We start from the raw sequence: 12,430 nt of genomic DNA, 5'->3' as shown, positions 1-12,430 counted from the left end.
GATGCGGCGCCCCGGCGAGCGCGGTATGCCTGAGACGGATCCCCCCACACTCCGCGGCGACGCGGAGGGACGATCAGGAGCTCAGGCATGGACGACTACCCGCTGCTGAACCTGTTCCTCACGATGCTGTACTTCTTCCTCTGGGTCATGTGGTTCTTCCTGCTCTTCAAGGTGATCACCGACCTGTTCCGCGACCACACGCTGAACGGCTGGGCCAAGGCCGGCTGGCTGATCGTGGTGCTGCTGCTGCCCTACCTCGGTGTCCTCGTCTACCTGATCGCCCGCGGTCGCAGCATGCGCGAACGCGACGTGACGGAGGTCAAGGAACAGGAGCAGGCGTTCCGCTCGTACGTGAAGAAGGCCGCCGGCTCCGGAGGGAACGACCACGTGAACGAACTCGCCCGACTCGCCGAGCTGAAGCGCGAGGGCGATCTCACGCCCGAGGAGTACGAGAGGGCGAAGGCGAAGATCCTCGCCTGAGCGCTCCCACGACGGTGCCCCGGCCCACGGGCCGGGGCACCGCCACGCGCACCGCACTCAGCGGCCCCGCTCCTCACGCGCCAGTTCCCGGGCCCACTCCGCCCGGCGGGTCCCCGCCGGATACGGCAGCGACCGGGCCCGCGACTCCGCACGCGTCAGCTCCCCGGCGCCCTCCGGCGTCCGCCCGAGCGCGCTCAGGCACGCGCCGAGGACGATCCGTGCCTCGACCTCCGCGAGCTGTTCGCCCGTGCGTTCGGCCCGTGCCACCTCGGCGCGCGCCAGGCGCAGCGCGGCCCCGGCGCGGCCGGACATCAGTTCGGCCCATGCCACCAGCACGGGTGCGTCCCCGGCGTGCCCCCGCAGCGCGTGCAAGGCGTCGTCAGGCCGCCGCGCCAGCAGGGCGAGCTCGGCCCGCGCCGTGCGCGCCTCGTGCTCCGCCTGCCGGTCACCCAGCGCGTCGGCGACGGCCTCGGCGCGGTCCAGCAGGCCGGCGGCCTCCACGGCCGCGCCGAGGTGGATCCGCACCCGCGCCATCGCCGCCAAGGTGTAGGGGAGGGACCAGGCGTCGAACGCCTCCGCGCCCGCCACCGCCTGCTCGGCGAGGGCGCGCGCCGGCTCTGGCTCCTCCAGCAGCAGCCGCAGTTCGGCCAGGTTCCCCCGCTCGAACGCGGCGGCGACCGGGTCGCCCGACCGGACGGCCAGTCCCAGCGCGCGGGTCCCGATCTCGACAGCCTCCCGCAGTCGGCCGGCCCGCCGGGCGTTCTCGCGCAGCATCGACAGGACCGAACCGAGCAGCGTGGGATCGCCGTACGCCTCGGCCGGCGCCAGCGCCTGGTCGCCCGCCTCGCGCGCCCTGTCGAGCCGGCCGGCCAGCCCCAGGTTGGCGGCCTGCAGGGCGAAGGCGCGCGCGGCGAGCTTCTGCCCCCGCGCCCCCGGCACCGCGCGGCCGGCCGCCAGCGCCTTCCGGGCGGCCTCCGCCCCGGCCGCGTACCGCCCCTGGACGCACAGGATCAGCGAGAGCGCGAGGAAGTGGGCGGCGGCGGGTTCCGGCGAGGTCTTGGCCGTCACCGGGTGCTCCAGCAGTGTCCTGCGGCCCGACCCGTGCGCGCTCGTCTTGACGAGCGTCTCCGCGAGCAACGCCGCGGCGAGCACCGCGTCGTCGTGGTCGCCGCGCCGCTCGAACTCGGCGAGCGCCAGCCGCACGGTGCCGGCCGCCTGCTCGAAATGCCCCATGCGCCGCAACACCTGGGCGTGCGCGAGCCGTGCCCGTGCGGCGTCGACGTCCAGTCGGGCCACCAGGTCCCGGTAGTAGCGGTCGGCCGTGTCGTTGGCGTACAGGGCCGCGGCCCGCTCGGCCGCCCGGCGCAGGTACTCGGCCGCGCGGGCGTCGTCGGCCCGCGCGAAATGGGAGGCCAGAGTGTCGACGGCGTCCGGCCTGCGCCGCTCCACGGCCTGGGCGAACGCCACGTGCAACTGCCTGCGCCGGACCACGGAGAGCTGCTCGTAGCAGGTCAGCCGGACCAGGGGATGACGGAACGCCACGCCGGCCTCGTGCCGTCCGGCCACCACCACCCGGCGTTCCTCCACGAGGCAGGCGCCGACGGCCCGTTCCAGTGCGTCGGCTGCCGCCGCGCCCGCCACCGGCGGACGCAGCCCGTTCTCGGCGACGTCCAGGAGTTCGGACAGCGAGGCCTCCTCCCCGGTCACCGACAGCGCCTCGACGAGTCGGCGGGTGTCCGCATCGAGTCGTGCGAGCCGGTCGGCCACCAGCCCGCGCACCCCCTCGGGGGCGAGTTCGCCGGTGGCGCCGCGGGCCGGGTCGCGGGCGATCTCCAGGGCGAACAGCGGGTTGCCCAGGGAGAGTTCCCACACCCGGTGCGCCGGCTCGCCACGTGCCGGGACCGCCCCCGCGTCCCGCACCACCTGAAGACACGCATCCTTGTCGAGACGCCCCAACTCCTCCCGCGAACAGAGCCGTTGACGGGTGAGAGACGCCACCACGGCGCGTCGCGCGTCGCCCTCGGACAGTTCCTCCTCGCGGTAGGTCGCCAGGAACCGCAGCGCCGTCCCCCGCTCCACGGCCCGGCGCGCCAGATGCCCGAGCAACTCGTACGACCCCGTGTCGGCGGCGTGCAGGTCGTCGAGGACCACCAGCACCGGGCGCACCGCCGCCAGGTCGGCCAGCAGCGCGGTGCCGGCCCGGAACAGCCGGTCCCGCTCCTCCTCGGGACTGCGTTCGCCGGGTCCGCGCACCTGGCCGAGGGACGGCAGGAACGCGGCCAGTTCCGGGTATTCGGCGCCGACCCTCGCGCGCTCGGCCGGGCTGTGCTCGGCGAGCCAGCCGTCGAGCGCGTCGGCGAGCGCGCCGTAGGGCGTGTGCCCTTCCGCGTCCTGGCTGCCGCCCCACAGCACGGCGGTGCCCGCGGAGACGGCACGCCGGGCCACCTCGGTCGCCAGGCGCGTCTTCCCGATCCCGGCTTCGCCGGTGAGCAGCGTGACCGGAGGGCCGTCCGCCTCCAGGAGCCGGTCGAGAACCCCTTCGCGGCCCCGCAGCGGCGGCGCGGCGACCGTGGCCCGCAGCGGGGCGGGCAGGAGCGGGACCCCGGGGGCGGGGGCGGGGGCCGCCGCCAGCGCGGCCCGGTGCAGCCGTTCCGTCTCCGGGCCGGGCCGCACGCCCAGCTCGGCGTCCAGCACCTCGCGGCACACGTGGTACTGCTGCACGGCGCGTCGCCGTAGCCCCTGGCGGAGCCAGGCGTCCATGAGGATGCGGTGGGCCAGTTCCTCGGAGGGGTTGGCGGCGAGGACCTGTTCCGCGAAGGCCGCCGCGTCCGCCGGGGCATCCCGCTCCAGATGGTCGGCGGCGAGGCGGAGCATCAGTTGCTCCCGCAGCCGCGTGAGCGTGCCCCGGCGCTCGTCGGCCCAGGCGGCGTAGCGGTCCTCGGGCAGCATCTCACCGGTGAACAACCCGAGGGCACGTGTCAGCTCGGCCGTTCCGCCACCGCCGAGCGCGTGGCGGGCCGCAGCCTCCGCCTCGTCCGCGTCGATCCGCACGGTCGCCGGGTGGAGCCGCAGGAGAGCACCGTCCGCCGTCAGGTAGGAGGAGGCCGCGCGTGGAGCCAGTTCCGGTTCGAGGGCGCGGCGGGCCGCGTGCAGGGCGACGCGCAGGCTGCCGGCACCGGTCCGCGTATCGGCGTCGGGCCAGCAGTCGGCGATGATCTGCTCGCGGTGGAGGCGGTGGCCGGGGGCGACGGCGAGCAGCTTGACCAGCGCGCGGGCGCCGGGTCGCGGCCATCGTTCGGCGAGTTCGGGGCCTCCGTCACGAGTGGCCCGGAAGCCTCCGAAGAGGCGCAGGCGCAGCAACGGTGGAGCGGGGGAGGTGCCGTCGGGGCCTTGCGCGTTCATCAGGACGCACTGTAATCGAACACCAGGTGGACCCCCCGGGCGAGGCCCGAGGGGTCCACATGATGGACGTGCCGTCTCGCGACTGGCACGGTCGCGCGTCAGGAGAGCTTGTACGCGCCCACCTGGTGGATGCCGTTGTCGGTGACCAGGTAGCGGCCGCCGAGATTCTCGGCGATCCGGTCCATGCCGTAGTCGTCACCCTGGAGCGCGAGCACCTCGTCCGTGCCGTCGGCGTCGAGGTCGGCGGCCAGGAAGTTGCGGTAACCGATCGCGGCGGCACCTCCGATGTTCGACTGGAAGGAGTCGGCGCTCTCGAAGAGGGACGGGTCGTAGGCGTTGACACTGCCCTCGGCGCCCGAGATCAGGAGTTTCCGCCCGCCGGGACCGGTCGCGAACGCGCCGTTGTAGGACTGCGCGAGCACCGAGGCCCTGTCGTCCTCGGTGCCCTCGCCGGAGAACTTCCGGAAGGACGAGGTGCCCGCCTGGTACAGCACGCCCTCGTCGGTGAAGAAGCCGCCGTGCGTCCACAGCCCGCCCATGGTCGTGCCGTGCACGACCTCACCGGTGCGGCCGTCGCGGATCTCCAGGTACGTGTGCGGAGCGCTGGCGTCGGTGGAGCCGACACCGGCCTGCGACTGGATGTCCCAGGTGTAGGCGACCGCGTGTCCGTCCGCGTAGGGGATCTCCGGCGAGGCGAAGGTGCCCTTGTACGTGAGCGCCGCGTGGATGACCCCGTCGGTCGAGACGTCGGGGACCTGCGGCGCCAGGCTCCATTCGGTCCTGCCGTTCTCGGCGTCGAGGGCGACCGCGTTCGCCCCGGCGTCGGGCAGGTCGAGCGATCCGGCCTTCGAGTACGAGGTGTAGACCTTGCCGTCCTGGACGGACGGGTCGGAGAAGACCACCTCACCGGCGTCCGCGGGCGCGGCCCAGGACCAGATCTTGTGCCCGTCGCCGTGGTAGGCGTTCAGGGTGCCGGTCGGGACGACGATGTCCTGCGCGCCGTCGCCGTCGAGGTCGGCGAGCTTGACGGAGTGGACGAACTGGCCTCCGCCGTCGATGGTGGCGAGGGTCTTGCCGTTCCTCGCGTTGAGCACGACCACGGCGGAGTCGGCCGCGACGACGATCTCGTCCTTGCCGTCGCCGTCGACGTCACCCTTCTGCATGTCGTGCACCGCGCCGGTGACGGTGGCCCGCCACAGCTTCTGGGGCTTGCCGGAGACCAGCGAGGGACCGGAGTACGCCCACACGCCGTTCGACGAACCGGCCATCACGACGTCGGACCTGCCGTCCTTGTCCACGTCGGCGGCCCGGGCGTAGGAGATGTCCCCCTGGAGCGGGGTGACGCCCTCCTGCTTCCCGTTGGCGAGCTTGAAGGTGCGGACGTTCTGGCTCTGGTCGACGACGCGGAGATGGGTGCCCGCCGCGTCGCTGTAGAGGTCCTGGTACATCGGCGCGCCGGCCAGGCCCTTGTTCTGCCAGACGACGGTGCCCTTGCCCGAGAACACGGTGTTGGCGGCGAACCGTCCGCCCCCCGGGTTCTGCGACTCGAAGACCTTGCGGTCGTCCTCCCCCGCCGCGACGAGCTTGCCGCCGACGACCTGGAGCCGCCATACGCTCGCCCCGTTGGAGGTGTTGTCGGCGTCCCGCTTGGTGGTGTGCGACCACAGGACCTTGCCGGGGGCGGCGCCGTCGACCACGCGCACCGTGGCGGCGTTCACACTGAGGTAGTTGTCCAGGGAGGACTCGGCGACCGCGTACTCGTCGCCGGCCTTCGCCGTGAGGTCACCGACCGTCAGGGCGGTGGGCAGCACGTTGACCCGGCTGTCCAGCGTCGAGCGGTTGCCGGTCTTCAGGTCGTACGCGGCGATCTCGTAGCGGACCGCGTCGTTGACGTCGGCCTGCTCGACGGCGACGAGGCGTTTGCGGCCGGCGTCGACGCGGAGCTGACGGCTGTAGATCAGGCTCTCGGTCTGCCAGACGACCGAGCCGTCCGACAGGTTCAGGGCGAGGGTGTGCCCCCGGGTCTCGACGCCGGTGCTCTTCGCGCGGTCCCAGGAGACGGCGATCCTGCCCGTGCCGAGGTCCTGGAGGTCGCCCCAGACGGAGTAGGCCGTCTCCCCGGTGTCGTACGTCCACGTGGACGACGGGGTCAGTTTGCCGCCCGCCGAGGAGAAGCGGATGCCGTAGAGCTTCGTCGTGTCGCCGGCCGGGGAGTTCATGTTCATCCGGGGCGAGTCGGCGACCAGCAGCGTGCCGTCGACGATCTTGACCATGGTGGCGTAGTCGTACAGCTTGGACCACACCGTCGTGCCGGTCCTGCCGTCGAGCACGGTCACGAACGTGCCGTTGGGCAGCGTCGAGCCGGGGGAGGTGAACGGGCGGTAGGACTGGATGCCGACGCTCGCCGAGAAGACGATGTCGTCGACGCCGTCGCCGGTCAGGTCGCCGGTCGAGAAGCCGTTGTCCGAGGAGGGCGAGAAGGGGGAGACCGCGTTGTAGCCCATCACGATCCGCGCCGGGAAGGGCTCGGTCTGCCACGGACGCAGCGGCTTGACCTGCCAGTCCGTGTACAGCGAGGAGTTGCTGCGCTCCCACACGGCCTCGCCGTCGGCGCTGTGCCGTTGGACGTTGCCCAGGCTGTGGACGGTGAAGAAGTCGCCTTGGTCGCCGGTGGGCACGGTCGCGCCCATGCCCTTCACGCCTTCCAGCGTGGACGTGCCGGTGAAGGTGACCGGGGTGACGGCGTCGGTGGTGGCGTCGGCGGATGCGGTGGCCGGGGCCTTCGCCGAGTCGAGCGCCTCCGGAGCGTCCTCGGCCTTCGGACCGACCGTGGCGTCGGCGTCGTCCCCGTACGGGTCGAGGTTGACGTCGGCCGCGAGCTTCTCCGCCTGGGGGGCGGTCAGCTTCATGGCGCCGTCACCGCCGTCGGCGGCCAGGGCCTGCGGGGCCGCGCTCAGGCAGAGTCCGGCGGCGACCAGGGCGGAGGCGAGCCGGAGCGCCCGCCGCGAGTGGGTGAGTCTCATGATCAGGCTCCCTGCGTGAAGCGGACGGCCGAACCGTCGGCGATCACCGGCTGGTTGAAGGAGTAGGCGAGGGCGTCGGTGCCCGCCTGGTTCTGGATGCCGACGGTGGCCCCCGCGCCCCGGTCCGCGACCGTCTTGTACTGGAGGGTCACGGCGCCCGTGGCCTCCTCGAAGACGACCTCGAAGGTGGCGCGGCCGGTCGTGCCGGTGGCGTAGGCGGCGTTGTTCCAGACGATGGCGAACAGGCGGCTGCCCTTGGCGCCGGTGGTGGCGGTCTGCACCGACGACTTCTTGTCGAGGATCAGGTCGTCCCACAGCGCCGCGACGAACCCGTTGGGGTCGTACTCGGTGGGCAGCGCGGTGTTCGCGTAGTCACCGACGCGCGGCGCCAGGAAGTTGACCATGCCGTTGGTGGTCACGGAGGCGGTGGAGTAGCCGACGCCGTAGTGCTTGACGGAGAACGGCAGCGCGATCGTCGTCGCGTCCTCGTCGCCGGTCAGCGCGACCTTCTTGGATCCCGCGATCCAGGAGTAGGCGGCCGGGGCGCAGCTGTTGCCGGAGGCGTCGGTGCGGGCCGGGACCCGGACGTTCTTCGTGAGGTCCGTGGTGCCGACGGTGAACGCGCCGGTGTGGACACCGTTGCACAGGACCGGTGCGGCGGGCTTCACGGTCAGCGTGTAACCGCCCTCAGCGACCTTCGGCAGCGTGTACGCGCCCTTGGCGTCGGTGGTGACGGACGGGACCGGGGAGCCGGTGACCTCGACGGTCGCACCGGGCAGGGGCTTGCCGGTGACGTCGAGGACGGTGCCGGTGACCTTGTGCACGGCGACGGCGGACATCGCCACGTCCTGGGTCAGGTCCTGGTTCTCGCCGATCGTGACGCCGGTGACCTTGGCCTCGGCGTAGCCGTAGCCGCTGAGCGTGAAGTCGTAGGTGCCCGGGTTCAGCGACACGCGGTAGGAGCCGTCGGAGCCGGTGCTGACCGAACGGGTGCCGGAGGCGGAGTCGCCGGCCTTGACGGTGACGCCGGCCAGGGCGGCGCCGGTGGCCTTGTCGGTGACCTTGCCGGTCACGGTGCCCGCGGTGTGCGGGGCCGCGTCGACCGAGGCGAGGATGTCGAGCTTGCCCTCGCCCCATACGTTGTTCATGCCGGCGGTGCCGCCGCAGTGGGTGTCGTCGACGTCGTGCGCGCCCTCGTTCAGCAGCGCGCGGGTCTCCTCGATCTTCCCGATCAGGGACGGCGCGGCCGACCACAGCAGGGCCACCGCACCGGCGACGTGCGGCGTCGCCATCGAGGTGCCCGAGATGGTGTTGTACGAGGAGCCGGGCCACGTGGAGCGGATGTCCACGCCCGGGGCCGAGATGTTCGGCTTGGTGGAACCGTCGACCAGCGACGGTCCGAAGCCGGAGAAGGACGCGATTTTGCCCGTGGAGGCGTACGCGCCCACACCGTAGGAGGGCGCCTGCGAGCCGGGGGCGTGCGCGGTGGAGCAGGTCGCCCCGTCACCGTCGTTGCCGGCCGCGAACGCCTCGAAGATGCCCGCGGAGTTCCACGCCTCGACGATGTCCTGGTAGAACGTCGTGTCGCCGCCGCCCCAGGAGTTGTTGACGATGTTCGGCGCCAGGTCGGGGCGCGGGTTCTGCCCGTTGTGGTCGGTCGGGGCGAGGATCCACTGACCGGCCTTCAGCAGGAACTCGTCCGAGCACTCGTCCGACTCGCAGCCCTTGGCGGCTATCCACGTGGTGTTCGGCGCCACGCCGACACCGTTCTTCCCGACCATGGTGCCCATGGTGTGCGTGCCGTGGCCGTTGTTGTCGCAGGGGACACCACTGGTGCCGCACTGCCCGCTGGCGTCGTACCAGTTGTAGTCGTGCGTGAAGGTGCCGTCGCCGTTGTTGCCCCGGTAGTTGCCCACCAGGTCCGGGTGGTCGTACTGCACGCCCGAGTCGACGTTGGCGATGACGACGCCCTCGCCCCGGTCGTCGTAGTCCTTCCAGACCTGGTCGGCCTTGATGTCGGCGACGCCCCACTCGGCCGCGTCACCCTCGTCACCGGCGGCGGCCGTGCGCGACGCGGTGATCTTCGCGTCGGCCGACTCGACGTCGTCGAGCCGGTAGTGCTGCTCCTGGACGATGCCCGCGACGTCCGCGCGCTCGGCGAGGTCGTCGATCAGCCGCTGGTCGCCGGTCACCCGGATGGTGTTGGCGATCCAGTAGTCCTGGTGCCCGACCTTCCTCTTGTCGAGGAAGGCCCGGAGCGGGGCCTGGCTGTCGTCGGCCTTCGCGCGGAGTTCCTGGTACGCGGACTTCGTCCGCGCCGCGTGCGTCCTGCCCTTGCGGGCGCCGGACAGGTTGGCCCGGTCCTTCAGGACGACGAAGAAGGTCGCGTCGCCCTTCGCGGCCACGGTGGCGCTGAGGGAGGAGTCGACCTTGGCGGACGGGGCGGCATCGGCGTCGTCGGCGGCCGCGGGAAGTGTGGCGGTCAGCAGGGCGGTCGCGGTGAGCGCGGCCGCCGCCCAGACGGCTCTCGCGCGCCGGGGCGGTGGGGGCAGGTGCATCGGGGGTGCTCCTCCAGGGACGTGACGGGGGAGTCCGGACGCTAGTGAGACGCCGTTACTCGGGCATTACAGAGCCCGTCCGCCCGCCTCGCGCCGTTCTCCCTCCGTTCGTCCACCGGTCCTCCCGCGGACAGGACGCCTGAATCCCCGACGGCGCGCGAGCGCTCCGTCCGCGACCGCGTCACCTGTTCGGGCGAAGGCCCGAAGCGCGCGGTGCCGCGGCCGGCCGCGCGCCGGCCCGGTTCCGTCCGGATGCGGCGGTCACTTGCTCCTGGTGCGTACCACGAGCGCCCCGCACAGCCCGCCGAGTACGAACATCAGGAGCAGAGCGAGGTACAGGGGCATGGTGACCACCGGGACGAGCAACCGGATCCGGATGTCCTCGGTGTTCTCGGCGATCAGGACGACGGCGAGTGCCGCCAGCACCAGCGTGGTGATGCGGGAAGGCGTCAGGAACGGGCCGCCCGCCGTCTTTCCGCTCCCGGCTCCGGACGTCTCCGTGGTCTTCTTCGCGTTCATGGAGCCAGGATCGGTGCGGGAAGCCGTCCACCGGTGCGGGACGGCCGGGACGCTCCGACAGGATCGGCCGAGCGGGTGACACACCCGGCGTGTGAGCCGTTCGGCTTGCCCCTTCCCCGTCTCTCAGTCGCGCGTGGCCTTGCGCACCGTGCAGGTGTCGGTGGCGGCCGGACACCAGTGGGTCCGGCCGCCCACGAGGTGCAGTTCCAGGTCGGCGTCGCGCATGCCGCCGGCATCGAGGGCGGACCGGAGCGCGGTCGGAGCAGGCTGTGGGGGCAGACCCAGCACGCCGATGACGACGATGCCGTTGCGCGCCTCCACGGAGGCGATCTGCCAGTTCCCGGTGGTGGCCCAGCGCTCCGCGACGGGTCGGGCGTCGGCGGCCAGCAACCGGTCGCGGGCGACGCGAAGGGTGCCGGTGGTGAGGGGCACGGCGACGAGCAGCAGGACGCACACCACCGCCGCCAGGGTCCGGCCCCGGAAACGGCCGACGGCCAGTGCCGCCTCCTCCGCTCCGGCACGGACTCCGTACCGCAGGAAGACGACGGTCCCGGTGGCGACGATGGCGGCGACGTTGGTGGCGAAGAGCAACGCCGACTCACCGGCGTCGTGGTAGCGGTGCACGGCGAGCAGCAGGCCGGTGACGGCCAGGGGCGGGACGAGGGAGATGGCGATCGCCACGCCCGGCAGGGTGTCCGAGACGTCGGAGCGCACCAGGGCGAAGGCGCCGACCGTGCCGGTGGCGAGGGCAGCGAGCAGGTCGACGAGGCGGGGGCTGATGCGGGAGGACACCTGGCCGTTGGAGGCGAAGGCGTCGGGCGGCGAGACGATCCAGCCCAGCACCATGCCGATCAGCACGACCGCGGCCGCGCCCCCGAGCACCAGGAGTGCGCTGCGGATCACCTGACGCCGGTCCGCCAGCACCAGGGCCAGAGCGCTGCCGAGGATGGGAGTCATCAGCGGCGCCACGATCATCGCGCCGATGACGGTGGCGGTGGAGTCGCCGATCACACCCGCGCCCGCGATGACCGCGGCCAGGACGAGCAGGCCCCAGAAGCGGGTCGAGCCGGGGCTGCGCGGATTCCCGTCGATGAACAGCGCCCCGGTCATCCGCCGGACGTCGGCAGCTTCCACCCGTGCCATGTCCCGCCCTCCTCCGTCGTCCCGTGCGCAGTGTCCGGTCGGGTCACCACGTCTCGGAATCAGTCGCGGTCTCCGGCGCGCCCTCGGTCCGGCCGGATACGCCCGCCGCGGACCGCAGCCGCATCGCGAACAGCGGCAGTACGAGCACGGAGATCATCGCGGCGCCCACCAGCGAGGCGGCGCCGTCCGACCCGATCAGCTTCTGGTCGACCCCGATCGTGGTGATCGCCACGACGAGCGGCAGGCACGTGGAGGCGAACAGGGCCAGGGCGGTGCGGTCGGCCCGCACGAAGTCCCGGGGCGCGAAGAAGTACACCGGTCCGCCGCGAACCACCAGGAAGAGAAGCAGGAAGAGGGGCACCAGCAGCAGCGCTCCGAGGTCGTGCAGGAGGGCGTCCAGGTCGAACTCGATGCCGGTGACGACGTAGAACAGCGGCACGAGGAAACCGAACCCCAGGGACTCCACTCTTGCGAGGACCTCGTCGCTGCTCCCCGGCGCCGCGCGCTTGAGGACGAGGCGGGTGAGCACCCCGGCGGCGAAGGCGCCGAGCAGCACGTCGAGGCCGAACACCTCGGCCAGCCCCAGCATGCAGGCGAGCAGCAGCATCACGAAGCGGACCGCGAACTGCCCGCTGCTGTGCAGGGTCCGCTCGGTCAGCTGCGCGAACCAGGGCGGCCTCGGCCGCATCGCCCAGAAGACCGCCGCGGCCGTGATCAGTCCGAACGCGATCAGCAGCGCGGCCGACTCGGCCGGCCGGCGTCCGCTGAGCAGCAGTGCCACGGCGACCACCGGACCGAACTCGCCGACCGCGCCGAACGCGGACATCACCGTGCCGAAGCGGCCCTCCAGTTGGCCACTGTCCCTGAGCATGGGCAGGACCGTCCCCAGCGCCGTACTGGTCAAGGCGGTGCCGACGACGAAGGCTTCGAACACGTCGCCGCCGCTGATCAGGAAGGCGAGTCCGACTCCCAGGGCGAGGGAGACCGGCCAGGCCCACAGCGAACGGCGCAGGGTGTCGCCGCGGACCGCCGCGAACTCGATCTCGTAGCCCGCCAGGAAGATCAGCATCGACAGGCCCAGGTCGGCGAGCGTGTCGACGACCTCGTCGGGGTGGGCCCAGCCGAGCACGTCCGGGCCGATCAGGATGCCGAGGACGATCTCGAAGATGACCAGGGGGACGCGCAGGCGACGGCCGGTGGCGTGCACGAGGAGGGGTGCCAGGACGGCGGCGGCCATGATCAGGACGAGGGTGCCGGGATGGGTCATGGGCGGACGCCGTCGCGCGTCGGCGGGACGCCCGCGTC

Annotated in this window: 7 protein-coding genes; 1 reads left to right on the top strand and 6 read right to left on the bottom strand. The window is 72.6% G+C overall.

Annotated elements, in window-relative coordinates:
* Nucleotides 1-87 precede the first annotated feature (87 nt).
* Nucleotides 88-480 carry an SHOCT domain-containing protein gene (locus Q0994_RS25955; RefSeq protein ID WP_299538894.1) on the top strand — a complete coding sequence of 131 codons (393 nt, stop codon included), beginning with the start codon at nt 88-90 and terminating at the stop codon, nt 478-480.
* A 57-nt stretch (nt 481-537) separates the two neighbouring features.
* Here the strand turns inward: Q0994_RS25955 and Q0994_RS25950 are convergent, their stop codons facing one another.
* The 6 genes from Q0994_RS25950 to Q0994_RS25925 all read right to left on the bottom strand — a co-directional run bounded on the left by Q0994_RS25950 (nt 538) and on the right by Q0994_RS25925 (nt 12,392).
* Nucleotides 538-3,882 (bottom strand): AAA family ATPase, encoded by a 3,345-nt coding sequence (locus tag Q0994_RS25950; protein WP_299538892.1) that lies wholly within the window; start codon nt 3,880-3,882, stop codon nt 538-540.
* A gap of 98 nt (nt 3,883-3,980) precedes the next feature.
* Nucleotides 3,981-6,905 (bottom strand): VCBS repeat-containing protein, encoded by a 2,925-nt coding sequence (locus tag Q0994_RS25945; protein ID WP_299538890.1) that lies wholly within the window; start codon nt 6,903-6,905, stop codon nt 3,981-3,983.
* A gap of 2 nt (nt 6,906-6,907) precedes the next feature.
* Nucleotides 6,908-9,463, bottom strand: a complete 2,556-nt coding sequence (locus tag Q0994_RS25940; protein WP_299538888.1) for a S8 family serine peptidase — start codon at nt 9,461-9,463, stop codon at nt 6,908-6,910.
* Nucleotides 9,464-9,724: 261 nt separating this feature from the next.
* The gene (locus Q0994_RS25935; protein ID WP_299538886.1) at nt 9,725-9,982 is read right to left on the bottom strand and encodes a LapA family protein; all 258 of its coding nucleotides are present in this window, start codon (nt 9,980-9,982) and stop codon (nt 9,725-9,727) included.
* A 123-nt stretch (nt 9,983-10,105) separates the two neighbouring features.
* A complete protein-coding gene (locus Q0994_RS25930; protein ID WP_299538884.1) occupies nt 10,106-11,125 on the bottom strand; it encodes a TIGR00341 family protein in 1,020 nt (339 codons plus the stop codon).
* 43 nt (nt 11,126-11,168) lie between these two features.
* Nucleotides 11,169-12,392 carry a cation:proton antiporter gene (locus Q0994_RS25925; RefSeq protein WP_299538882.1) on the bottom strand — a complete coding sequence of 408 codons (1,224 nt, stop codon included), beginning with the start codon at nt 12,390-12,392 and terminating at the stop codon, nt 11,169-11,171.
* Nucleotides 12,393-12,430 lie beyond the last annotated feature (38 nt).

It is taken from the genome of uncultured Streptomyces sp., from assembly GCF_947488945.1.
Classification (GTDB): domain Bacteria; phylum Actinomycetota; class Actinomycetes; order Streptomycetales; family Streptomycetaceae; genus Streptomyces.
This window is presented reverse-complemented; position numbering and strand designations above follow the sequence as displayed.